Origin of the sequence: Nonomuraea mangrovi, from assembly GCF_042681425.1 — a bacterium.
GTDB classification, from domain to species: domain Bacteria; phylum Actinomycetota; class Actinomycetes; order Streptosporangiales; family Streptosporangiaceae; genus Nonomuraea; species Nonomuraea mangrovi.
The window spans coordinates 158045-180696 of record NZ_JBHUFV010000036.1 but is presented as its reverse complement, the minus strand read 5'-3'; the positions used below and the strand labels follow the sequence as shown (position 1 = coordinate 180696).

The 22652-nt window shown below is 65.9% G+C and carries 26 protein-coding genes and 2 tRNA genes; 11 read left to right on the top strand and 17 right to left on the bottom strand.

All coding sequences use genetic code 11. The features are described 5' to 3' along the window. Nucleotides 1–431: 431 nt before the first annotated feature. Entirely contained in the window at nucleotides 432–920 is a 489-nt protein-coding gene (locus ACFSKW_RS25815; RefSeq protein ID WP_379575000.1) for a hypothetical protein, read from the bottom strand. A 269-nt stretch (nucleotides 921–1189) separates the two neighbouring features. Then, nucleotides 1190–1480, bottom strand: coding sequence for a hypothetical protein (locus ACFSKW_RS25810; RefSeq protein WP_379574999.1), 291 nt, complete (start codon nucleotides 1478–1480; stop codon nucleotides 1190–1192). Between the two features lie 822 nt (nucleotides 1481–2302). Here ACFSKW_RS25810 and ACFSKW_RS25805 point away from each other — a divergent pair. Continuing rightward, entirely contained in the window at nucleotides 2303–2620 is a 318-nt protein-coding gene (locus ACFSKW_RS25805) for a tyrosine-type recombinase/integrase (RefSeq protein WP_379574998.1), read from the top strand. 85 nt (nucleotides 2621–2705) lie between these two features. Here the strand turns inward: ACFSKW_RS25805 and ACFSKW_RS25800 are convergent. Beyond that, a tRNA-Ser gene (locus tag ACFSKW_RS25800) sits at nucleotides 2706–2794 on the bottom strand. Between the two features lie 161 nt (nucleotides 2795–2955). Further along, entirely contained in the window at nucleotides 2956–3519 is a 564-nt protein-coding gene (locus ACFSKW_RS25795; protein WP_379574997.1) for a YceI family protein, read from the bottom strand. 102 nt (nucleotides 3520–3621) lie between these two features. Here ACFSKW_RS25795 and ACFSKW_RS25790 point away from each other — a divergent pair, with 102 nt between their 5' ends. Further along, nucleotides 3622–4116 carry a MarR family winged helix-turn-helix transcriptional regulator gene (locus tag ACFSKW_RS25790; RefSeq protein ID WP_379574996.1) on the top strand — a complete coding sequence of 165 codons (495 nt, stop codon included), beginning with the start codon at nucleotides 3622–3624 and terminating at the stop codon, nucleotides 4114–4116. On the opposite strand, the gene ACFSKW_RS25785 is transcribed toward ACFSKW_RS25790, so the two are convergent. Then, nucleotides 4073–4579 carry a SigE family RNA polymerase sigma factor gene (locus ACFSKW_RS25785; RefSeq protein ID WP_379574995.1) on the bottom strand — a complete coding sequence of 169 codons (507 nt, stop codon included), beginning with the start codon at nucleotides 4577–4579 and terminating at the stop codon, nucleotides 4073–4075. The two genes, ACFSKW_RS25790 and ACFSKW_RS25785, sit on opposite strands and share 44 nt — an antisense overlap. Nucleotides 4580–4758: 179 nt before the next feature. On the opposite strand from ACFSKW_RS25785, the gene ACFSKW_RS25780 reads away from it, so the two are divergent. Continuing rightward, nucleotides 4759–5700 (top strand): hypothetical protein, encoded by a 942-nt coding sequence (locus ACFSKW_RS25780; RefSeq protein WP_379574994.1) that lies wholly within the window; start codon nucleotides 4759–4761, stop codon nucleotides 5698–5700. A gap of 5 nt (nucleotides 5701–5705) precedes the next feature. Continuing rightward, complete coding sequence (locus tag ACFSKW_RS25775) at nucleotides 5706–6485, top strand: MauE/DoxX family redox-associated membrane protein (RefSeq protein ID WP_379574993.1); 780 nt, start codon at nucleotides 5706–5708, stop codon at nucleotides 6483–6485. Nucleotides 6486–6563: 78 nt separating this feature from the next. Here ACFSKW_RS25775 and ACFSKW_RS25770 read toward each other — a convergent pair whose 3' ends face one another. Further along, nucleotides 6564–7745, bottom strand: a complete 1182-nt coding sequence (locus ACFSKW_RS25770; protein ID WP_379574992.1) for an AAA family ATPase — start codon at nucleotides 7743–7745, stop codon at nucleotides 6564–6566. A gap of 211 nt (nucleotides 7746–7956) precedes the next feature. On the opposite strand from ACFSKW_RS25770, the gene ACFSKW_RS25765 reads away from it, so the two are divergent. From ACFSKW_RS25765 to ACFSKW_RS25755, 3 genes are read left to right on the top strand one after another with little or no spacing between them, the layout of a single operon-like run. Next, nucleotides 7957–8427 (top strand): SigE family RNA polymerase sigma factor, encoded by a 471-nt coding sequence (locus tag ACFSKW_RS25765; protein ID WP_379574991.1) that lies wholly within the window; start codon nucleotides 7957–7959, stop codon nucleotides 8425–8427. Then, nucleotides 8427–9635, top strand: a complete 1209-nt coding sequence (locus ACFSKW_RS25760; protein WP_379574990.1) for a TolB family protein — start codon at nucleotides 8427–8429, stop codon at nucleotides 9633–9635. Before ACFSKW_RS25765 ends, ACFSKW_RS25760 begins: the two co-directional genes overlap by 1 nt. A gap of 10 nt (nucleotides 9636–9645) precedes the next feature. Then, nucleotides 9646–10107, top strand: coding sequence for a MaoC family dehydratase (locus ACFSKW_RS25755; protein WP_379574989.1), 462 nt, complete (start codon nucleotides 9646–9648; stop codon nucleotides 10105–10107). Nucleotides 10108–10133: 26 nt separating this feature from the next. Here the strand turns inward: ACFSKW_RS25755 and ACFSKW_RS25750 are convergent, their stop codons facing one another. Then, nucleotides 10134–10757 (bottom strand): response regulator, encoded by a 624-nt coding sequence (locus tag ACFSKW_RS25750; RefSeq protein WP_379574988.1) that lies wholly within the window; start codon nucleotides 10755–10757, stop codon nucleotides 10134–10136. Beyond that, nucleotides 10754–11890 (bottom strand): sensor histidine kinase, encoded by a 1137-nt coding sequence (locus ACFSKW_RS25745; protein WP_379574987.1) that lies wholly within the window; start codon nucleotides 11888–11890, stop codon nucleotides 10754–10756. The genes ACFSKW_RS25750 and ACFSKW_RS25745 overlap by 4 nt, the downstream gene beginning before the upstream one ends. Before the next feature lie 154 nt (nucleotides 11891–12044). Here ACFSKW_RS25745 and ACFSKW_RS25740 point away from each other — a divergent pair. Further along, nucleotides 12045–12117, top strand: a tRNA-Arg gene (locus ACFSKW_RS25740). A gap of 105 nt (nucleotides 12118–12222) precedes the next feature. Here ACFSKW_RS25740 and ACFSKW_RS25735 read toward each other — a convergent pair. The 3 genes from ACFSKW_RS25735 to ACFSKW_RS25725 form a co-directional block, all read right to left on the bottom strand. Continuing rightward, nucleotides 12223–12801 (bottom strand): helix-turn-helix domain-containing protein, encoded by a 579-nt coding sequence (locus ACFSKW_RS25735; RefSeq protein WP_379574986.1) that lies wholly within the window; start codon nucleotides 12799–12801, stop codon nucleotides 12223–12225. Between the two features lie 178 nt (nucleotides 12802–12979). Next, nucleotides 12980–13267 carry a hypothetical protein gene (locus tag ACFSKW_RS25730; RefSeq protein ID WP_379574985.1) on the bottom strand — a complete coding sequence of 96 codons (288 nt, stop codon included), beginning with the start codon at nucleotides 13265–13267 and terminating at the stop codon, nucleotides 12980–12982. Further along, entirely contained in the window at nucleotides 13260–13466 is a 207-nt protein-coding gene (locus tag ACFSKW_RS25725) for a hypothetical protein (RefSeq protein ID WP_379574984.1), read from the bottom strand. The genes ACFSKW_RS25730 and ACFSKW_RS25725 overlap by 8 nt, the downstream gene beginning before the upstream one ends. A gap of 191 nt (nucleotides 13467–13657) precedes the next feature. Between ACFSKW_RS25725 and ACFSKW_RS25720 the strand changes: the two genes are divergently transcribed. Further along, a complete protein-coding gene (locus ACFSKW_RS25720; protein ID WP_379574983.1) occupies nucleotides 13658–14248 on the top strand; it encodes a DUF4240 domain-containing protein in 591 nt (196 codons plus the stop codon). A 548-nt stretch (nucleotides 14249–14796) separates the two neighbouring features. Here the strand turns inward: ACFSKW_RS25720 and ACFSKW_RS25715 are convergent. The 4 genes from ACFSKW_RS25715 to ACFSKW_RS25700 all read right to left on the bottom strand — a co-directional run bounded on the left by ACFSKW_RS25715 (nucleotide 14797) and on the right by ACFSKW_RS25700 (nucleotide 18588). Further along, nucleotides 14797–15765, bottom strand: coding sequence for an ankyrin repeat domain-containing protein (locus ACFSKW_RS25715; RefSeq protein ID WP_379574982.1), 969 nt, complete (start codon nucleotides 15763–15765; stop codon nucleotides 14797–14799). Between the two features lie 332 nt (nucleotides 15766–16097). Further along, the gene (locus ACFSKW_RS25710; protein ID WP_379574981.1) at nucleotides 16098–16526 is read right to left on the bottom strand and encodes a hypothetical protein; all 429 of its coding nucleotides are present in this window, start codon (nucleotides 16524–16526) and stop codon (nucleotides 16098–16100) included. Nucleotides 16527–16801: 275 nt separating this feature from the next. Continuing rightward, the gene (locus ACFSKW_RS25705) at nucleotides 16802–17527 is read right to left on the bottom strand and encodes an HAD family hydrolase (RefSeq protein WP_379574980.1); all 726 of its coding nucleotides are present in this window, start codon (nucleotides 17525–17527) and stop codon (nucleotides 16802–16804) included. A 254-nt stretch (nucleotides 17528–17781) separates the two neighbouring features. Next, nucleotides 17782–18588: a class I SAM-dependent methyltransferase gene (locus ACFSKW_RS25700; protein ID WP_379574979.1), complete on the bottom strand. Its 807-nt coding sequence runs from the start codon at nucleotides 18586–18588 to the stop codon at nucleotides 17782–17784. Between the two features lie 705 nt (nucleotides 18589–19293). Here ACFSKW_RS25700 and ACFSKW_RS25695 point away from each other — a divergent pair. Continuing rightward, on the top strand, nucleotides 19294–19962 hold the full coding sequence (locus ACFSKW_RS25695; RefSeq protein ID WP_379574978.1) for a hypothetical protein: 669 nt from the start codon (nucleotides 19294–19296) through the stop codon (nucleotides 19960–19962). Nucleotides 19963–20139: 177 nt separating this feature from the next. Here the strand turns inward: ACFSKW_RS25695 and ACFSKW_RS25690 are convergent, their stop codons facing one another. Continuing rightward, nucleotides 20140–21039: a replication initiator gene (locus tag ACFSKW_RS25690; RefSeq protein WP_379575007.1), complete on the bottom strand. Its 900-nt coding sequence runs from the start codon at nucleotides 21037–21039 to the stop codon at nucleotides 20140–20142. A gap of 328 nt (nucleotides 21040–21367) precedes the next feature. Here ACFSKW_RS25690 and ACFSKW_RS25685 point away from each other — a divergent pair, with 328 nt between their 5' ends. Beyond that, nucleotides 21368–22225, top strand: coding sequence for a hypothetical protein (locus ACFSKW_RS25685; RefSeq protein ID WP_379574977.1), 858 nt, complete (start codon nucleotides 21368–21370; stop codon nucleotides 22223–22225). Nucleotides 22226–22293: 68 nt separating this feature from the next. Here the strand turns inward: ACFSKW_RS25685 and ACFSKW_RS25680 are convergent, their stop codons facing one another. Next, nucleotides 22294–22596, bottom strand: coding sequence for a hypothetical protein (locus ACFSKW_RS25680; protein ID WP_379574976.1), 303 nt, complete (start codon nucleotides 22594–22596; stop codon nucleotides 22294–22296). Between the last annotated feature and the right edge of the window lie 56 nt (nucleotides 22597–22652).

Sequence of the window (22652 nt, the reverse complement as noted above, 5' to 3'; positions counted from 1 at the left end):
TCATTCACGGCTGCCACGCTTGTGAGCAGGTCAAACTCGTACACCACTTCCGTGGACGCAACCACGAAACGAATAGCCGTCCTCATGCTGAGGTTCGCTGGTCGCATGGAACGTCCAGGGACGAATGTCTTCCCGTCCGGCGTCTACTCGAAGGAGAGCGCTCACGTTGCGCTCTCGTAGCCGCTCCAGCATGGCGGTCGCATCCATCCGTGCAGGCTACTCGGGCTTTGCCGGGCGAGCCCAGCTCCGGGGCAGGAGTGGTAGGGCGCCCGGGGCTCGAACCCGCAACCTGCGGACCAAAAGCGCACTCAGAGGCCGTTCGGGACGGTTCTATACAGACCACTGCGGGTGTGTGACCTGCCTGGAACGCCCCTGAACGGACTGGAATTGCAACTCAATCTGCAACAGGATCAGCCGACGCCGGCTCGGGTCTAGGCGCACATCCAGCAATAGATCATCTGGTTCTCCTCCTGTGCTCGCTGGGCGAGATCCCTCAGCTCAGTGATCAGCGTCGTCAGGTAGCCAGTGTCCGGTGGCGCGATGAACTCTTCGATCCGCCCCCACCGTTCGGCAAGATCGGCCACTCGGGAATCAGGTATGCCAGCCAGCGTGTCACGTACATGCGCAGGAAGCTCGTCGATACACGGACCCTCCTGGTACGGCGAGTCTTCCGGTAGCGCCTCCCACTCCTCAAGTGTCTTGGGCCCGCCCTCCGGCGGTGGATAGAGGCTGGTCGTCTGCACGAGATCCAAGCTGTACGGAACATCCCTGACGAGGGCAACGAGCTGCCCGAGGACGATTCCGGGATCGATCCATTTAGCTTCCACGGCGTCGAATGCAGGATGCTTGCGCCCGGCTCGGCCACTGTCCGGATCGACGACGGCGGCCTGCCTGTCAGCCGCCCGGTAGTAGTCGTACAAGATTCCCAACTGAGCCTCCGGCCGTGGTCGCTTGGTCTACTGCGCCGGGCGACAGACTAGGGGAATCGCGCATATGTACGAAAGAGGGTGGGGTTTAGGTGAACTCACCTCAGACCCCTGGCCCGCTCCCCTGACGGGTGGGACGACGGTGACGGGACGATCAGGCTTGCTCAGCCACTGACCCCCGGCGCTCGTCGCGAGCATCCCTGATCCCGAGGCCCCGCCGGAGGCATGGAGTTGTGAGGGCGACAGCGCGTGCGCGAATGCGATCACGTGATTCGTACGAGCTCTTCTCTGGCTCCCGGTTCACCGTATCGCTTGATGGCTACGACGCCCTTCGGCAGGACGAGTCTCTTCAAGACAGGCTCAGCACTCGCGAATAGAAGATCGGTATCCGGTCCATACATGAAGAGAGTGACCTCGCCTGTTTCGAAGTCCATATCGTTGCCGTCGAACTCGCCCGACCCGGCGTCCGCAAGAGTCTGCCTCAGCGCATCCTCGATCTCCCAAGAAGGGAAAGGCTCATGGTCTGGCCCTCCCGATGGGATGGTGATCAACAATGCGTGTTGGCCATCCTCTGCGCCTTCCACGGGCGCTGGCGATGTTGCAGCGGTCGTGGTCAGCCCAGCGTTCCCGCAAGCTGTCAGGGCTGCTGAGACGATGACGGCCAGTACTCCAGCCTAAAGTGCTCGGATAGGGCGGCGTGGCACAGAGAGACTATAGAGGGCACATGCGCACATCAACGTCGTGAGATCCCATGCGCGGCCCCGAGTGGTGGGCGCGCGAGAACGGCCTGCAGGCCGCACGCGCAGCGTGCGGCCGGGACGCCGCGGCCGTGGCCATCGACGCGGAGATCAACGAGGCGGGCATGCGCGGCAACGTCCTCGGCCGTCGCCAGGTCGCCAAGCGAACCCGCTCGACCAGGCGCCGTCAGACGCTCCCGACCGGCCCAAGCGAACCTGCAGGCCGACCACCCTGGGCCGTACCTTCATCAGCCCCCAGGGCCGGGTCTACCGGCCCTCGATGTTCGTCACGCTGACCCTCCCGTCCTACGGCAAGATCCGTTCAAGGTGCAGCGTCAGGAGTGGAAGCACCAGTGCGACGATCCACATGCCTGTGGACAGAAGTGGCATCGCTGGCCGTGTAAGAAACGGTGCGCGATCCACAGCCACCGCTCGACCTGCAAGCCGGATTGCAAGAAGCCTGGACACACCTGCTACAAGCGACCGTGTCTGAAGGGCTGTACCGGCCACGCGGACAGATGCCCCAAGCGGATGGGCGGCGGGATCGTCTTCCGCAAGCGAAAGGGCAAGGCCAAGCTCACTCTCCAATGTCCGCCCGAACTCCTGGGCCAACTCAAGGCTCATCGTGACCTTCAGGAAGTGGACAAGCTGCGAGCGGGGGAGCGGTGGGAGGACCATGACCTCGTCTTCGCGACACGGCATGGCAGCCCCATCGAGCGCACAGAGGACTGGAAGACCTGGAAAGTCATCCTTCGACAGGCGGGCGTGCGGGATGTCCGCGTGCACGACGCGCGCCACACGGCGGCGACGCTCCTGATCGAGCAGGGTGTGAACATCCGGGTGGTGCAGGAGGTCCTTGGCCACACCTGGGTCACCACCACCGAGCGATACACACATGTGTCCACACCGCTCATGCGGGACGCCGGCGAACGGCTCGCCTCCGCGCTGTGGGACTGAGCCGTTGCAACTAGGTCTGCAACTACGACGGGGCGGGAAATCAGAAAGGCCCTCTGCCCGAGAACGGGCGAGGGCCTCTGATGTGCGGAGGATCGGGGATTTGAACCCCGGATGGTGTTGCCACCAAACCGCATTAGCAGTGCGGCGCCATAGACCTGACTAGGCGAATCCTCCTGGTTGCCAGCTGGCTCAGGACAGAGTACCGGCCTTCCGGCGGCGCGGCAAAGTGATTGACCAGCGGGTTGTCACCAAGGTTATCCACTGCCTGTGGGTAACGTGCTCGCTACCTGTGGATGACAGCCCGCTCAGGTCGCGGCGGGCTGTGGACAAAGGGGTCAGGCGGCGGGGTTCGCCTCGCCCTCGACCTCGATCTTTACCTTCTTGCCGACCAGCACGCCGCCGGTCTCGAGCGCGGCGTTCCAGGTCAGGCCGAACTCCTCGCGGTCGAACTCGGTGGAGATGGAGAAGCCCCACACCTGCTGGCCCCAGGGGTTGGTGCCGACGCCGCCGTACTCGACGGTGAGTTCGACCTCCTGGGTGACGCCACGGATGGTGAGGTCGCCCAGCACGGTGAACTCGTCGCCCTTGTGGCCGACGACGCGGGTGCTCTTGAAGGTGAGCTCGGGGTACTTCTCGGCGTCCAGGAAGTCGCCGCTGCGCAGGTGGGCGTCACGGTCACCGACGTTGGTGGTGATGCTGGCGGCGTCGATCGTGAGTTCGGCCGACGACTCGAGCGGGTTCTCGGCGATCGTGATGGAGCCGTTGAACTTCTCGAAGCTGCCGCGGACCTTGCTGACCATCATGTGCTTGGCGACGAAGCCGATGCGGGTGTGGTTCACGTCGATGGTGTAGGTGCCGGCGGCGGGGATGGAGAGGCCTTCCCAGGTGCGAGTGCTCATGTCTGTGTTCTCCCTCGGCAGAGATGTTTGCGCTGCGGATGTTTGCGACAACAGATGTCTACACGAGGAATATTCCCCTCGTCAACTATCGTCGTCTACGATATGAACGTGATCCCCTTTGATGACCCCCGACTGACGGCGTTCGGGTTGCTGGCGGAGGTCCACGCCGGCCTGGTGGCGAGGATGTCCCCCGCTCTCGCCTCGTCCGGCCTGTCGGACGTCGACTTCGGAACGCTGATCAGGCTCGCCCGTTCGCCCGAGCAGAGCCTGAGGATGGGCGACCTCGCGGCGCAGACCGGGCTGTCCACCAGTGGTGTGACGCGCGTCGTCGATCGCTTGGAACGTGACGGGCTCGTCGTGCGCCAGGCGTGCGCCACCGACAGGCGCGCCTCGTATGCGGCGTTGACCGACAAGGGGGCGGAGAAGCTCCAGGCGCTGCTGCCCCAGCACCTCATGGACATCGAGGAGGCGTTCACCGGGCTGCTGACCGAGGAGCAGCTCGAGCAGTTCCTGGCCACGCTGCGCGTGATCAGAGACGTCGTTCACCCCTGCGCTACCGCGGGGGCGATTGAGCCGGGACAGACAGTTCGTCCCTGAGCTTGGCCACCGCGCGCGAGACGGTGCTCTTGACCGTGCCGACGCTGATGCCGAGCGTTCTGGCGATCTCCGGCTCGGTCATGTCCTCGTAGTAGCGCAGCACGACGGCGGCGCGCATGCGGTCGGGGAGCCCTTTCAGCGCGTGTTCGAGCGACTCCTCCCATTCGCACGGAGCCTCGAAGGCCACGGGGATGTCGGGGAGCTCGTCGGCGGGAAACTCCTCCAGTTTCCGCCTGCGCCATTGCGAAATGTTGATATTGATCATTGCTCGCCGTACATATCCATCCAAGGCGGCGTGATCTCTGATGCGGTCCCACGCCAGGTAGGTCTTGGCGAGCGCGGTCTGCAGCAGGTCCTCGGCGTCGCAGGGATGCCCGGTCAGCTGGTGGGCGGCGCGCAGGAGCGCAGGTCCGCGAGACCTGACGTATTCGCGGAACTCCTCATCCAGCCGGGCAATCTGCATCGTCGCCAGAATCGCAGCCCGAGCCCCTATTGCGGCTGAACCAGAATCCAGGATTCGCCCCACCAACAGCAAAGTGCAGTCAAGGTCTGCCGCACATCGGTTGTCAATGCGTTCCACCGAGGATGTGTATTTTGCTCTCCTCTGCGGGCAAGAGCCGGGAGTTATGTGACGCTAGGGGAGTGAACAGCACGGAACGCCGTCGGATCCTCGCGGCGGCGGCGCTCGGCCGCGACGCAGGCCACCCGGGACCCGATCCGGAAAGCGGCGATCCACTGCGCGCGGTCAACGGCCAGATCGTCGACGTCAGCCCTCATCTGATCATCATCGAGACCGAGCAGGGCGCCGAGGAGCGGCTGGTCATCGCGCCCTGGGCGACCGCGTGGCACGGCGGCGACCTGGCGCCAGGCGATCTCCCCATCGGCGCCACCGTCCTGATCAGGGCGCTGCGCGACGGAAAGGTCGCCGATCGCATCTGGGCTGACATCACCCGCATGACCGGCGCGATCCTTTCCATCGAAGGCCGCCGTGACCTGCACGTCGAACTCGACTGCGGTCCCCATAGGGGACGCCGCAGCGTGGTGATCCCTTACCGGACCACCGGGCGCCTCCGCGTGCGCCATCCCCAACTCGAACCGGGCTACCTCTTCGACGCCATCGGCATCCGCGACGACGGGGTGGGCCATGCTCTGCTGCCCGCGACGTCGCAGCCCGGCCATCCCGCGCGTGCCGTACCAACCCCTCCCCCCGCGTACGGCGGAGCGCAGCAACGCATCAACGGAACCGCCACCTGGTCCGACGCCTTCGACTGCGACGAACGCGGCGCGGCCTATCCCATGGTGGAGCGTTCTGACGCGGCGTGTCCCGATGCCGAGGTCTCGTGCGTCGGGCTGCCGTACCTGGCAATTGGTTCGTTACTGCACATCCGTAATGTCTGCACAGACAGGGCGGCGAGCCTGCCGATCGTGGCGTGCGGCTGCATGGCCGGACGGTTCTGCGATCGGTGCGTCGAGTGCGGCACCTCCCCAAGGGGTCGCATCGTGGAGCTGTCGACCTCGTCGTTCGTGGAACTGGGTGGGGAACTGACCAAGGGGTGCTTCAATGCCCGGGTCGGATTGGGGTGACACGCATGCTCGAATCGCAACTGCCGATCTTGATCGTGCTGCTGGTGCTCGGGACGTTCGCGAAGCTGGCGACGGTCCACACCGACAGCGAGCCCGGAGCGCTGACCAGGCTCGGGCCCGCCGTGCTCGTGCCGGGACCGCTGCGCAAGCCGGCGCTGGTCTGCTGCGCCGTGGGTGAGCTGGTGCTGGCCGTCGGGCTGCTCCTCACGATCCATCCGCTGTTCAGGTGGGGGACCGTCGTGTTCTTCGCGCTGTCGACCTACGTGCTGCTCGAACTGCGCAGGCGGCGGCCCGACGCGGGCTGCGGCTGCTTCGGCGAGGTCAGCTCGACCCCGGTCGGGGTGCGCTCGATCGCCCGCACAGTCGTGCTGACCGGCATGGCGATCCTGTCGGTCTGGGCGCCGGTAACGGGCATGTCCGGCTTGTCGTGGTGGACGCTGGCCGGCGTGGCCGTGCTGGCCGTCCTGTCGCCCGAGCTGGAGGAGGCCGTCGACCGGATCCGCTACCGCGCGCCGTGCGAGCAGCGGCCCGCCGCCGAGAGCGTCGGTCTGGCCAGGCTCAAGGCGAGCGCAACCTGGCGGTCGCACGCTGACGAGCTGCTCTCCGCCGAGCCGTACGACACGTGGCGGGAGTTGTGCTGGCGGTTCTTCGTCTTCGCGAACCGTGAGAGGGACGACGTGGTGTTCGCCGTCTACCTCACCGGACGGCATCCCATCGTGCGCATGGCCGTGGTGGGCAGGGACGACACCGGCTCCATGCCGGAATATACGGCCGTATCGGCCTGACGCTAGACAGCGTTATACAAAGAAATATGGGTCTCTCTAGCCGTGCCTAGCTTCCCCTCTAGACACGGCTAGAGAGAGTCAGATGGGCTGAGCGCGCAGGAACCTCCCGAAGTGGGGCACCGTGAACGCGATCAGGCCGCGCTCGGCCGAGAAGATGAGCCCTTTCTTGATGAGGCTGTCGCGGGCGGGCGACAGGCTCGACGGCTTGCGGCCGAGCGCGTCGGCCACGTCGGAGGTCGCCACGGGCTCGTCGCCGATCGAGGCCATGGCGTGCATGTAGTCGCGCTCGGCGGGCGTGGCCCGCTCGTAACGGCTGCCGAAGAAGCCGACCGCCAACTCCTCCTCGGCCTCGGGCGCGGAGACCTTGACGTCGTCGAGGGTGATGGGGGTGCGCGGCGCGTAGTCCCATGCGACCTTGCCGTAGGCCTGGACGAAGTAGGGGTAACCGTCGGCCGCCTCGTAGAGCGCGTCGAGCGCGTCCTGGGTGAACTCCACGCCCTCCTCCCTGGCGGGGACGAGAAGCGCCATGTCGGCGGCGTCGCGGTCGAGCTTGTCGAGGCGCGCGTAGCGGAACAGCCGCTCGGAGTAGCTCTTGCTGGCCGACAGCACGCTCGGCAGGTGGGGCAGCCCCGCGCCGACCACGATCAGCGGCCCGCCGGTCTGGGAGAGCTCGTGACAGGCGGCGCAGAGCGCGGAGATGTCGGTGGCCTGCACGTCCTGCATCTCGTCGATGAAGAGCGCCACGCCGACCCCGAGGTCGGTAGCCACACTCGCCGCGTCGACGAACAGCTCGGTCAGGTCGATCTCCAGGTCGCCCGAGTCGGCACGGCCTCTGCTGGCCGGCACGTCGATGCCCGGCGACCAGTGGGAGGTGCCCTTGGCCGCGGCGGGATCGCGCATCGCGAACGCCTTCAGCACCCCGAGGAACTCCTCGATGCGCTCGGGCGCGCGGTGCCTCGGCGCCAGCTCGCGCACCGCCATGTGGAGAGCGGCGGCGACAGGACGGCGGATCGACTGGTCGGGCCTGGCCTCGATCTTGCCGGTGCCCCACAGCCGCTGCATCGCCATGGACTTGAACGTGTTGAGCAGGACGGTCTTGCCCACGCCACGCAGACCGGTCACGACCATGCTGCGCTCGGGGCGGCCCCGGGCCACCCGCTCCAGCACGACCTCGAACTGCTGCAGCTCGCGGTCGCGGCCGGCGAGCTCGGGCGGGCGCTGTCCGGCGCCAGGGGCGTAGGGATTGCGCACAGGATCCACGCTCTCGGACTTTATAACCGGGTATAGCGGCCGTCTTAGAGTTGGGAAGAAACACCTACGGCGTGTCTGGACGAGCATGGCACCCCCTCCCACCTGGCCGAACCTCTGTTCGAGAGCCTCCCGAGAACTGTAGCGCGCCATCGAACACGTGCGCGAGAGATTCGAGTAAAGATCTTTGCAACAGCCTGAGCCCCCCGAGCGTCCCCGGTACGTGGAGTTCGAAGAATTCGTCCGCGCCAGGGGCCAGGCGCTGCTGAGGTACGGCTACGTGCTCTCCGGCAACGCCGAGGACGCGGCCGACCTCGTGCAGGAAGCCCTGCTCAAGCTCGGCGACACCTGGACGCGCGTGCGCAACAAGGACAACCCCGAGGGGTACGTGCGCACGATCATGGCCCGCCAGCACGTCAGCTGGTGGCGCAGGCGCCGCAGAGAGCACCTCACGGACGACCTTCCCGAGGGCTCCTACCACGACAGTCACTCCTTCGGAGAGCTGTGGAACGAGCTGCGCGCGCTGCCTCGCAGGCAGCGCGTGGTGATCGTGCTGCGGTACTACGAGGACCTGTCCGATCAGGAGATCGCCGAGATCCTCGGCGTCTCACGGGGCACCGTGCGCAGCCAGGCCTCACGCGCGCTGGAGAAACTCCGCGTCAGTCCTGGCGTGCTCGAAAAGGGGAAAGCGTGATGAGGACTGAGGAAGATCTGGTCCGCGCGTTGCGGGAGGCGGCCGAGTCCGCGCCGCAGCGAGACCTGACGGCGGCGATCACGGTACGGCGGCGCCGCCGTACCAAGCGGAGATGGATGGGCGCGGCGCTGGCCGTCGCGGCCGTGATCGGCGTGGCGGGCACCGGCACCGCGATCGCCAGAGGCGTCTTCTCCAGCGGGGGCGAAGGCGGCGTGGCATCTCCGGTCTCGGAGAGCCCTGGCGACGCGGTGGCGAGCATGGAGACGGACGTCGAGACCCCACCGCGGGAGGTCGGCGGGAAGCCGATCGGGCAGGCCTGGCCGAAGGCGCTGTTCACGATGCCCGCGAAGAACGCCGACGGCTGGAGATACCGCCCCATCACCGGCATCAGCCCGACCGAGGTGCTGCTCAACGCGGAAGCGGCGTTCGAGAAGGCGGGCGCGATCGAGGTCTACAACAGCGAGACGGGAACGTTCCGCAAGGTGACCGACGTGCCGGCCACCCCGGGACTGAAGCGCTACTACCCGCAGGACGCGGCCTTCGACGACAAGAGCATCGTCTGGTGGGTGAACGCGGACAAGGTGCGGGAGATCTGGACGGTGCCGCTGGCCGGCGGTCAGGCGCGCATGGTCGCCACCTTCACCCGCGAGCACATGGGGATCGAGGCCATCGCGGTGAAAGGCGAGCACATCTACTGGTCGGAGCTGGACGGCACGGTGTGGCGCCTGCCGCAGGCAGGAGGCGACCCCGAGAAGATCGCCGACGGCCTGCACCTGATCAGCTGGCCGTGGGCGGGCGACGCCGCCTCGCGCGAAGGCGGGACGAGCGCGAACCAGACGAAGGTAGTGAACCTGGAGACCGGCGAGACGCGGCAGGTCACCGCTTCTCCGGACGCCAAGAGACTGCGCTGCGGACCCGTCTGGTGCCTGGGAGACGGGCTCAGCCAGCGGCTGGACGGGTCCGACGTCAAGCCGTTCGACGGGTTCCTCTCCGGCCTGTCGCCTTACCCTGTCCTCGACAGGTACGTGTTCCTCGGCGACACCGTCCGCGACCTGGAGACCGGCGAGACGATCACCCTGCCGGACAACCCCGGCAACTGGAGCGGCGTCGGCACCTCCTCGGCGCCCAGCACGATCCTGTACTGGGGAGCCACAAAGGGGGACAAGCCGGACGCGTTCCGAATGGTCAACCTCGCGGCCGCGCAATAGGGTTCGACCCATGCGGAGCTTTGCGAACGTGCAGGAGTTGAAGGCGGCGGCCGGCGAGACGGTGGGCCCGACCGAGTGGCGCACGATCACTCAGGACCAGGTCAACCTCTTCGCCGACGCCACCGACGACCACCAGTGGATCCACGTCGACCCCGAAAGGGCCAAGGAGACACCCTTCGGCGGGACGATCGCCCACGGGTTCCTGACGCTGTCGCTGCTGCCCTCCTTCCTGACCGAGCTGATGACCGTCGGCCAGATCGAGATGGCGGTCAACTTCGGGCTCAACAAGGTCCGCTTCCCCAAGCCCGTGCCCGTCGGGTCGCGGGTGCGGGCCAGCGGCGAACTGGTCGACATCAAGAACAGCCCGGCGGGCCAGCTGGCCACCGTCAAGGTGTCCGTCGAGCTCGAAGGCGAGCGCCGTCCCGTCTGCGTCGCGGAGGCGCTGCTGCTCTACGTGCCCGTCGCCGAATAGCCGGCCGATCCCGCGGCGGGCCGCCGTCAGCTCCCCTCGGAGTAGTAGATGGCGGCCTGCACGCGGCTCCTCAGGCCCAGCTTGTTGAGCACCCTGCTGACGTGGGTCTTCGTCGTCGCCTCCGCCATGTCGAGCTCCTTGGCGATCTCCGCGTTGGACAGGCCCCTGGCCACGCAGGCGAGCACCTCGCGCTCTCTCGGGGTGAGCAGGTCCTTGGGCGGCTCCCGCCGTACCGGCTGCTCGGCGAAGGCCGAGATCAACCGCCGGGTCACGGAGGGAGAGATCAGCCCGTCGCCCCGCGCCACCAGGCGGACCGCGTCGACCAGCGCCTCCGCGTCGGTGTTCTTCAACAGGAACCCCGCCGCGCCCGCCCGCAGCGCGCCGAAGACGTACTCGTCCACGTCGAACGTCGTCAGGATCAGCACGTCCGCCACGCCGGCCAGCTCCCTGGTGGCCGAGATGCCGTCCTTCTTCGGCATCCTGACGTCCATCAGCACGACGTCGGGCCGCAGGTCGCGTGCCAAAGCGACGGCCTCCTCGCCGTCGCCCGCCTCACCCACCACCTCGACGTCACCGGTGCCGCCCAGGATCAGCACGATCCCCGCCCTGACCGCCGCGTGGTCGTCGGCGACCAGCACCCTGATCGTCACCGCTCCTCCTTCGTCGGCAGCGTCGCCCGCACGCGCCAACGTTTCTCCTCGTACGGCCCGGCCTCGAACAGCCCGCCCACCAGCGTCGCCCGCTCCCGCATCCCGATCAGCCCAGCGCCCGAGCCGGGCAGCGCCGGGCCGTCGTCGTTCAACGGATTGTCGACCACGACTCCCACGTGCGCGGGCGCGTAGGTGATCGTGACCTCCGCCCGGTCGCCGCCATGTTTCATCGCGTTCGTCAACGCCTCCTGCACGATCCGATACCCCGCCAGATCCACCGAAACGGGCAGCTCCCTCGGGGTGCCCTCGACCGTCATGAGCGTCTCCACGCCCGCCTGCCGCGCCCGCTCCGCCAGGTCGGCGGCATCCCGAAGCCGTGGCCTCGTCGTCGCGTCAGGGTCCTCGCCCTCCTGCCGCAGCAATCCGATCATCGTGCGCATCTCGGCCATGCCCTGAACGCTGTTCTCCCTGATCGAAGCCATGATCTGCTGGACGGCCCCCGCGTCGAGATCCTTGCGCGACAGCACCGCCGTGGACTGGATCGCGATGGCGCTGAAGTGATTGGCGATCATGTCGTGCAGTTCTCTGGCCATCCTGGTGCGCTCGGCGACGATCGCGGCGTTGCGGTCGAGCTCGGCCAGATGCGCCACCTGCTCAGCCCTGGCCCGCTCGGCCGCCGCCTGGTCGCGCTGCTGCCGCAGGACCATCGCGGTCGTCACCGGCACGACGAGCACCAGTCCTGCCTGAATGCCCACGACCGAGATCTTCCACAGGTTCTTCTCGGTGAAGCTGAAGACAACGCCGATGATCACCGCGCCAGCGGCGGTGACGTAGAGCAGCCACCTGCCCAACCGCGCCGGGCCGTACAGGGCGGCGGAGTAGAGGTTGTCGGTGAAGATCAGCGTGGTGGGCAGCGAAGGGCCCGCGAAGGCGACGTCCAGGCCCAGCCCCGCCACGCCGAACGCCAGCGCGGCCAGCGGCGCCGCCCGCCGTACGGCCACGCCGGCGCAGGTGAGCGCCAACGGCACGACCGGCAGCCAGGCGGGGCCGCCGCGGTGGTAGTAGGCGCTGGCCGCCAGCAGGACGAGACCCACGGCGAAGGCAGCCAGGGCGGCCAGGACGTCTCGTCTCATCCCCCAATCTCATCACCGGTCGCGCGGGTGTGGATGACACCGGGGGGTGGGCTGTGGATACACAGAAGGTTGTACACAGGGTCGTCGGCGGGGATGACGCGGCGAATTGGTTCGAGGCATGGCTTCAGGTCCGCTATGCTTGCTTACGCAGCGAGCGGCCGTAGCTCAATGGATAGAGCATCTGACTACGGATCAGAAGGTTAGGGGTTCGAGTCCTCTCGGCCGCGCTCACTCGAAAGGCCCGCTACCAGGGACAACCTGGAGCGGGCCTTCGTGCTTGTCAGGACAATCTCGGGATCTTGCTAACGCCCCTGCTAACAGCCTGGCTTCCGCTACTCTCCGATCGCCTGAGCGAAGACGTCTGCCGCTGAGGCTTCCGCCGCGCGGACCACGTGAGCGTAGACGCGCAGTGTGATGGACGGGTCGGCGTGGCCCAGGCGCGCCGCGACGACGTGGACGGGCACCCCCGCCAGGAGGAGCGTGGTCGCGTGGATGTGCCGGAGATCGTGCAGCCGGGCATGCGGTAGCTTGCGGAGCTGTTCGGCGAGCCGTACGTGTGCCTCCAGCTCGTCGAGACTGCGCGGCTGACGGCCCGCGAGGAGCGCGGCGCCGCCGGGCATCGTGGCTTGCTGGAGTGCGAGCCGCAGCCCTGGGATCGCGGCGTGCCCGGAGTCGAGATCCGCCGACTCGTGCCGGTACGGCTGGCCGGTCAGCTCGGATACCTCCACCCCGAGGACCTCGGCGAGTTGTCCCACGACGCTCATCCGATCCAGAGGCATCCGCTCGTTCTCGACCTTGGACAGCCAGGAGACGGAGCGGCCGATCTTCTCGGCGAGTGCGGCCTGATCCCAGCCCTTGCGGTGACGTGCCCGCGCGATGCGCTGGCCTTTCGTGAGGTGCTCGGTTGCCACGTGCCGCCTCCTTGTCGTCGTCGCCTGCTTCGACGATAAGGCGGGTGATGTAGGCCACTGGCAGAAAAACTGCCAGTGCGCGGGCACGCGGAACCGCAGGCCGGGTGTCGACCTGTGGTGATGCGGTGATGAAGTTGTGGACGCCGCGGCGTGCTGGGCTACGTGTTTGGCCGGCGGTTCACCTCGTTTCGCCGTTGAGGATGCGCAGCCACAGGGACTCTGTAAGGCGCCGATTCAGCCAGTCGCTTTCCATGACCGCCGTACGGTCGCCCGTCCGGTCGTGGCGGCGGACGAAGAACAGCCCGCCCGCCGTGCAGTACTCGTACATGATCTGCGAGCAACCGCAGGTGCTTGCCTGCACTCGTACGCGGTCAGCTCTAGGGGTCACCGGATTCCACTCAATGGAGGCGCACTGTGGATATCCGAGCGCGACGTGGATGCCGTGGTAGCCGACGTAGTCACCCATCGGTCATGCCTTCTTGCTTGCGCAGGAGTCGGGCAAGGGTCTCGGTGTCGTCGGCGGCGACAGTCTGGTGGATGCCCTTGTAGATCTGAGCGCCGGTCAGGGAGACACCGCGTCGGGTTGCGTACAGCGCGCCCCCGTCGCTCAGGAAGATGGCCCACGCGGGGAACTCCTGCCGGAGCAGGTCCAGACCGTGCCTCACCGATGCCATAAGGCCAACGCGAGGCTGTCTATAGGGCTCCATAGGGCCTGCTGATGTAAGTACTGGCGCAAGTCTTCATTGAGAAAACCTCAGTTGGTTGCATCCTGCTCAGGCGGTACTGGAGCTATAGAAACGACCCGAGCACTCCCTGGCCTGGTGAAGTATCAGCCTTTATGTCAAGATCCTTCTTTATGGACATAGACGGCTTTTGGGTTCTGATCGAGGAGTCCGGCCGCGCCGCCAAGACAAAGAAGAAGCGCTTAGCCTGGTTGGACGCCCACTTGCGAGAGCGTACGGCTGAGGAGATCGTCGACTTCCAGATGTGGCTTGATGTGGTACAGACACAAGCCGCGACCTGGGAGCTTTGGGGGGCGTATTTCGCTGTCTTCGGCATGGGATCCGATGATGGTTTTGAGTACTTCCGGCGGTGGCTCCAGGGACTGGGACGCGAAACCTTTGAACGCGTTGTGGCCGATCCTGACAGTCTGATCGAAGTTCCAGAGCTGCTGCGCCTTCTAGCTCGCAAAGGCTGCAGGTGGACAAATGAAGAATGGCCTGAATTTGAACAGCTCTCCTACGTGGCTTGGGACCCATACAAAGCCATGACCGGTTTAGAGATAGAGCACCTCTTTAGCCAGGTGGGCGCGCGAGGTGTCGCCACGAATTCGTCGGAACTTCGTGGCGAACAGTGGACTATCGATAGCTGGGACGACATGCGGCATCGGTTTCCGCGGATCGCACGGTACTGGGAAGGGCGGTCTGACAAGGGTGGGAGCAAATGATGCCTCCGCATCGGGCAAGTAGGGCGCCTGCTCTTCGGCCGCGAGACCCGCCTGCGTCTGGCGCTGTGGGTGCTTCAGCTCGACCAGGCGCGCTTCTATCAGTCGGAGCCTCCTCGTACATGTGGTGCTCCCACGGCTGTACGGCAAGAACTCACGCGTCTTGTAGACCTTGGGATGCTGGTCGAGGAGAGGCTTGATGGGGATGGCCGTGTCTACTACCGCCGATCGGACAGTGCCCTCTGGAAGGTCATCGAAGTTGTTGCGCGGGTCGCCGACGAGGGCGAGTAACAAGGGCATGCGTGAAGAGCCGGTGTCAGCCGACCGGTAGGTGTAGGTGACCAGCTGAGTGACGATCGAGGCGTACAAGCGCGGACGTCATGGATCTCGCTGGACTGTTTTCACAGGTCAAGTTGGTCAATGACGCTGATGAGCGGCGCGATCAAGCAGCTTCGCATCGAAGGGGTCAGAGGTTCGAAATCTCCTCATTGCGCAACCGAGATAATGGCCCGGTTCCGGATCATGGAGCCGGGCACTCCTATGCCGCTTGATCAGTTCGACCAGTCCCGCTCGGGCAGTCGTAACCAGGCGCCGGGTGGGCCAGTGATCGGCCGGGCGTCGGCCAGGCGCAGGTCCGCACCAGCGCAGCAAAACGCTGGCGGGTGGTTGCGGTAGAGGTAGGCGGCGAGGATCTCCTCAGCAGGGGCGTCAGGGGGAGTCATGTAGGCGGTGTGCGCCTCCCAAGTTACGACCGTGCTGTCTCGGACGATGTATCCGCTGATGCCACCCTTGGGGTTGGAGTACAGGCTGTAGCAGACCGTGCCCGACGAAACGCGCTTGACCAGGCCGGGAGTATCGGCGGTGTATCCCCAGGGCTGGGTGATGACGCAGCCGCCGGGCACGTCGGTGATGCCGATGATCCGGTCGGCGTCCGGGACGTTGTACCAGGCCTCGTACAGGGCGTCGATGTTCACGTCGTCGGCAGGTGTGGCTTCCAGGCGGGCTGTCGCCTCGGCTGTGCTGATACCGGCCACGCAGGCCAGGCTCAGGCCGTCGTAATAGAAGTCTCCCAATGCGGGGATCAGACGTTTGGCTTCTGCGGCGGCGGCGGCCTCGGTCTCGGAGAGGCCGATCTCCGGTGAGGGGATGGGGAAGAGGTCGGGTGTGGGTCCGGCCAGGCTGAGGCGGCCGGGGGACCAGCCGTCCATCATGAGGCGCCACGGGTCCGCTCCAGCGGCGACGAGGGCTCGAGCGTTGTCGTCGCGTCCTTCGAAGACAGCCATCCAGAGAGCGGTACGGCCCCGATGTTCGGCATCGACATCGTCAACGCGCGCGGCCAGCTCGGCGACCACTTCCGGCGATCCCCGATCAGCTGCTACGTGCAGCGGTTTGTCGAAGACATTCACGCCGGAGTTGGGATCAGCGCCCGCGGCGAGCCGGTCGCGGATCAGGTCAAGGTCTGCCCATCCGACTCCCCCATAGCCGACGATCCACCATCCGTCGTCATCGGAAGCAGTCATGGCACTCCTTGAACAACATGGGGACACATGCGTTACCGATCATTGCCTACAGGGCCGACAATTCTGGTTGGCATCTCGCGCTGTATCGGAGATCTGGCAGTTCACGTTGGTCCAGCCTCGGGGCAGGCCCGTGATTCCATGTCCTGTGATCTTGCTAACGCGGATGCTAACAACGGCAGCGGACGCTTGTGGATGGCTGTGGATGACTAGGCCCTCATAGTGGTGCGCAAGCTGGGCTGGCGGAGGTTCGTGGACACCTGTGGACGATCTCGTTCTCACTCGTAATGAAGTGGTCTGAGATTCAAGCGGGAAGGTGTGTTGGGCTCCCCGTTCTACTTCGCGTGCACCGTCACCACTACTCGCGGCGCACGGAAGGCCAGACGCAACGTGAAGGTGTCCAATACGAACAGGTCGCTGCCGTCCCAGTCGAAGCAGCTGACCTGACCGTGAGGAGCATCTGGGTGGGTGGCCACGCAGTCATGCCCCTCCTGGTCCTCACACCACTCGACGAGGCGTACATCCTCGAACCGGAAGACCACGGCGGGCGTCCCCGACAGCTCGGGTGGAGTCCACTGCGGGTCGTAGACGAACTCCAGCTCCAGCACCGGCGGCTGGCCGGGCTGATAGGTCAGGCGTCTGAAGTCGGTGTCGTGGAGGTAGATGTGGGCGTCTTCTGCGGTCCAGAACTCGTACAGCCCTGCCCTGGGGGTGACGCCACGATCTTGGTCCTCGGCCACGCCGGCGAACTCGGTCACTGACATGGGGACATGGTCCTACAGACTGGAACGTCCTCGGCAGGCTCCGGCGGGGCGGTGACAGCAGTGCTGACAGCAACGTCCCCACACGCGGGCTCACCTCGGCCACCATCCCACCACCCTCTGACCTGGGGGCCGGTCCCGGGCGGCGGCGGTTCGCGCCTACCCTGCCCACGGCGCGCGCGCCCGCCCCGCCCAGCAAACCAACCGACCTCGGCGGCGCACCGCCACGACGTCGGCAACACCGACCGAACGTCTCGGCGCTCCATGTAGCCGAAGGATTAGCGGTAGCCATCCCCGAGCAGATCGAGAACACGCGTAAGGGAGTCCGGGCGAGCGCTGACAGGTAGCGGCTCGACAAGATGCACAGGGCAGCCAAGTGTGGCGGCACCAGTATCAGCATCACGGTCGTCACCGACCATCAGAACACTGTCGGGCGCAAGTCCAAGCTCATCGCAAGCGACGTGGAAGATCCGGGGATCAGGCTTCATCACACCGATCTCGTAGGAGAGCACGAAGAAGTCGATGTACTGGGCTAAGCCGTGAAACTTGAATACAGGGCGCAGGTCCCATCCGATGTTGCTGACAACCGCCGTAGGCACTCCGCGCTGGCGCAGTTCTCTGAGGACGTGCACAGTGTCCGGGTAGGGCTGCCAAGCCATCGGATGAAAAGTTCGCTCGTAGAGAGCTTCGGCCAGGGCAGGGTCAGGAAGCTGGGCTTCTCGTGCCAGCGCGGTGTAGCAGGCCCGATGATGCACACCGGTTAGGTCGCGATCACGCCAGAGATCGGCCAGGTGCTGGGGCACCACGTGGGGCACAGGACCGCCGGGCTGGGCACCCATGAGCCGCAGACGGTCAGCGCACGCCGTGACCTCGGCGTCGTCGCGGACAAGCCGGCCGCTGTCATCCAGAGCACCCCGCAGCCATTGCTCTATGGGCTCGATCCTCAGGAGCGTCCCGGAGAAATCGAACATCACGCCCTTGACCAAATGATCCTCGCGCTTCACTCCAGTGATCGATAGGACAAGGAAGTACTCTACGATCGCACCGCCAGTTGATCTAGCTTCACTTGTCCCAAGTCGCGCTAGTGCCTCAAGTTGAGGTTTCGATGCCTCTGGCGGGGCGCTCCGGCTCCGGGATGATCGCTGCGTCGGGTGCCTGGGGGCGCAGGTGGCTGAGGTGGAGACCTGACCATCCCGCCCGCCATCGACCCGGGACGAGCCGAGCAGACCAGGGCCACGGGGCCAAGGTCGTTCGTCCTTCACACCCGACCATGCGCCATCAGTGCCGCGTGGGGGAGCATCAATACACCATCCGGGTCAGCGAACTGCGCGCTCAACGCGTCGTAGTGGCCCTTGATTTCCATGATGATCGTATTGGGCTGACTCCTCACGATCTGCCCAATCGTCGCCACGCCAGCGGCCGGACCGCTCCACCACTCATCTGGGGTCGTCCGGTGATTCCAAGTAAGAGTGTCGCAGGAGACGTCCGCCAGGCCCATCTCACTCAACAGTGCGGCGAAGCCATGTTCCGTGCGAGGGAAGTCATCCTCAGGAGCAAGAGCGGGCAGGTGAGCAGGACGAGCAACCCCTGCTGCCTGAACAGCTTGACCAAGCAGTGCTTGTCCGGGAGCGCCAGGGACCGCCCAGATGGTCACAGCGATGCGTCCGCCTGGGCGCGTCACTCGCCGCAACTCCGCTACGGCATCTCGTGGACGCCCGACATGGTTGAGTACAAAATTGCCGATCACGGCATCAAACTCGTGATCCCCGAAGGGCAAGTGGGGCAGGGCGGCGAGCCGCACGTCGATTGCGGATGCAGCCCGTGCGGCGAGGGCAACCATGCCTGCCTCAGCATCCACGGCAGTCACTCTCGCTCCTCGCTCACAGGCAGCCAGAGCAGCGGTTCCGGTGCCGGTCCCCACATCGAGCACCCGAGTTCCCGCACAGACTTCAGCGGCATCGAGCACCCAAGGCACCGGATACGCGCAGAGCTTGGCAAAACTGCTCGCGTAGGCAGTAGCCTGTCCCGCCCAGGACCGACGCTCGGCCTGATCGAACGCCGTCATGCCATCCTCTCCTTGAGGAACTGCTATCAAGATCGCCTTACGGCAGGGCTCGACGCTACGGCATTCCCGATCACGCCGTGTCCGCAGAAGCGCGCCTGGCGGGAGCCGCCGCAACGTTACTCATCGAGCTCAAGCCAGCGTTTCTCCTGGTCAGCGAGATAGGTGAACGGTTCAACACGCCCCTCGGACACGCTCTCCTACGTGGTCGCCAGAGTTCCACTCTGGTACGGGTCCGCGAGGGCTACAGCGGTTCCCCCCGTCCGCATCGGTAACGGCGTCGCAGGCCGCCGAGGCGGTGTCGCCACCGGAGCCGGGTGCTGTGTACAGCAGGCGGATACAGCAACCCTGCCTTACACGATCACACGCCACCAGAGCGCAGCTGCCATCTGGCCAGGGCGAGAAGCCCTCTACGTCGTGCCTGGCTCCCGTTTGCAAGCAGGCGCTCACCAAGATGCGGCGCAGACCGCCCCCGTGCTCTGCCCTTGTTCCGTCGCCGTTCCGTAGGAGCACCGGGACCAGCGAGAAGTGGTGTGAGACGTCCACATACGTAGCCGCTGCTCAGCCGCATGGTCGAGCTGTCTTCGCAGGTGATCGCATCGCGAGCCGGAGATCACCCAGATCTACGAGGGCAGGGCACACTCAGGACACAGCAAGGTCCTCGAAACCCGGGACGATTCAGTCACTGGCGTTCGATTGGATGGGCGTATGACTGCTCATGATGTGGCCCGTCTGCTGCCCGGTGTCCCGATGCTCCGCGACCTGTGCCGGTCCATGGCGGTGCTGGAGGCCATCCTGAGCCCGGAGTGGGCGAGCCGCTACCACTCCTTCGACGCGGGTTGGAGCCCGAGGGAGGAGATGGCCTCCATGCGCAACGGCTCTGGAGATGAGTACTCCATCGTCTTCTCAGCGGCGGGTGCGTACATCCGCGGCTTCGATCACGAGGCGGTGATGAGTCCGTACAACAACGACGGACCGTGGCCGGGGGTGCTCGACTCGGTCCCCGACATCTTCCGCCACTGCGTCGAAGAGCCCGCGTTCTGCGACGAGGACGGCATGCCGATCGTGACCGCCTGCCTGTGGCGCGAGGCCGGCGACGACCGCTGGCGGGCGGGTGAGATCGAGTATCCGGACGGTGAGAGCGATCCCGACGGAGCGGCGCACCTGTTCGGGCTGCTCGTCGATCCGTCCGCGGAGGCGTTCCGGTGGTTCGCCGAGGACTACTACGAAGTGCCCGTAGACCTCGACGCGGTGCGGCACGTCCATGCCCTGCGTCCGCTGACGCAGACGGTGGTCACCGCGCTGAACGCCGACCTCACCTTGAAGGATCTTGCCGAAGACCTTGCGGCATCCCGGTATCCGTCTGCCGCCGATTGAGAGGCCAGAAGACCGCTGCCGATCCTTCCACCCAAGCGGTGAATCTGGTGGCAGCAGCACCGGAGCACGCCGAGCGGAGCCCCATACAGCAACCCCGCCTTACGCGATCACACGCCACCGACCCGCAACCACCACCTGAGCAGGGCGAGATGCCACTGACGAGGTATCTGCCCTTCCCTACGTGTCGTACGAGCCGTCCCAGGGTTCGTAGAAGCCGAGGTCGTCCGGGTAGAGCTCGGCGTGCTCGGTGCCTTCGAAGGTCTCGATGACGAGACCGAAGAGCACGTCGTCGACTTCGTGGCGGAAGGGCCGGATGGCGATGTCGCCGAAGCGGAGGCCGGGGAGGGCATTGAGCCACTGCTTCAGCCGCTGCTGCGCTGCGTCGACGGCGGCCCGGTAGTTGTCATCGGTCCCGGTGCGCTCGATGCGGGAGTCGAGGTGGTGGCCAGCGGCGTCGAAGGTGTGCAGGACGGCGTGCCAGCGTTTGTGCGCCTGCCAGTCGTCGGCGTGCGTGTAGCCCTCTGGGAAGGCGGCGACGACGGAGCCGAGGAACTGCCCGCCCTCCCAATGGCCGATGGTGTCGGTGCGGTAGTCGGGTTCGTAGCTGATGGGAATGATCTCGGGAACTGCCATGTGCGGGAGAGTAGCGATCGGGTCCGACAGAGCCTTTGCACTGCGGGTGACCTTGCTAACGGAAGTGCTAACACCGTCCCTGGACGCGAGTGGACATCCACAGAAGACGATCAAGTACGTGATGGCTTTGAGCAGGGCTTTCTGATACCTGTGGACGTCGGTGGAACCGCCGCCCAGGTCCACGACACGCCCTGCCAGGTCGTCGCGGCCGCCCAAGGCGAGGCACTCGGCGATCAGGCGGCGGGCGTGGTCCCGGATGGGCAGGGCGGCCAGGTCGTCGAGCGGGTTGATGTGGCGATCGAGGGTGCCGACGCATTCGGCGGCCTTGGTGGCGTACTTGGCGATGTAGGCGGCGACGGCTTGTTCGGAGAGGTCGCCGGTCATGGTGATCGGGCGGATGTCGAGTTGGGTGCCCCAACGGAGCGTCGTGCCCGTGGCGGGGATCCGCCCACAGGCCGTGAATCAACGCTGGACAATTGAAACGCCGCAAGGTCTCGAGGCGTTAGAGTCAGCCGCGATACAGACCAACGTCCTAGCGGAGTTATCGTGCGCGCCGCACAGATGCCGCTCTCACGATCGCCACTGCCTGGCTGGCCGCCGTACGTGGTGGGGGCGATCGGTGGGCCAGGGCTTTGTTCCTCACCCCTGGCCCACCGAGAGTCGTGGCTGATCACCGTGCAGAGGAGCCAGCTCCAGCACCAGCGGCCTGCCAGGCTGGTAGGTCAGGCGTCTGAAGTCGGTGTCGGAACCGGCATTATGTCAAGATCGACACATGGTGCGATTAGGTGCGACGCTTCTGGCGGTGGTGCTGCTCCTCGGTGACAGCTCAGCTCTGTTGGGGCCGACGTTTGAAGGAAACGTCGCACAAGCCGTCTCGACCTGGCGGACAAGCGGTGCTGCGAAGATCTGGCGTGAGGGTTTCGTCCCGCTCGAGGACCTGAGCAGGATGTCCCGGGAGGTGAGCGAGCAGATCGATTATGAAGAGCACGGCTGGGTTGTGGCCGGACCGCTGCCCGCGCCGCCGGCCGGGGCGGAGATCCGCTGGGACAACGGGTCCACGACGCGGGTCCCCCTGATCGGGCCGCGAAACGCGCTGCTGGCTCTGTCACCCTGGCCTGAGGAGAACACCTTTCCTGACGACAAGGAATACAAGCTGACCGGCGCCACCTTCACGACCATGCGGCTGAAGACCTCACGCGGCATGGCGACAGTACCCGCCTGGCGGCTGCACTTCTCGAACCTCCCTGGCCCGATCGACCACGTCGCGGTCGATCAGAAGGCGATCGGCACCATCGAAGGCGCTGTGGGCCAACCTCTTTCAGGCGACGGGATCACAGATTTCGAAGTGCTCGACGAACGCACGTTACAGGTGGACTACGGCTACGGCTTTTGCGTCGGTGAAGAACCGTTCGACGTCACCATACGAGCCAGCGAGAAGTCAGATGTGGTGGTCCTGGGACTCGAGATCCCCTATCGGGGCTACGGCCCCTGCGCAGGCGTCGGCAAGTCCGGCCAGGACGTCATCAGGCTCAACAAGCCGCTGGGCGATCGCGTGGTGCTGGACGAAATGAGCAGACTCCCCGTCCTCTGCCATCGTGCGCACAACACGTGCCAGGCATGGAACGGGTGACACCCGTCCCATCCGCCCTCGAAAACGACGCGACGACTCGACCGGCGCGAACTATATACGCGAAATGATCAAGCGGGGTGCCAGGGCTGACCGAGGCATTCAGGCAGATCAAGGGTTGTGGTGTGAACGTTCGACATCTTCACCCCTCGGTTCTCGACGAGCTGACGCTGGAGCGCGCCGACAGGGTCCAGCGGCGCGATCCGGGCATGCGCCGTGGGGCCAGTCGCCGAGGGCTTGTCTCCACACCACTCAGGGCCCATGCAGGTCGGCGCGATCCGGTCGAGAGTGCCGGGGTTGACCACCTGCGTCCGGGCAGGTAACGCCGCAGCCACCTCACCCGGCCGCATACGAGCGTGTTCCAGGGCGGTCACTGCCGCAATGGTCCGGCGGCTGACAGCGGGCCGCGCTGCCCTTCGGCTTGCGCCCG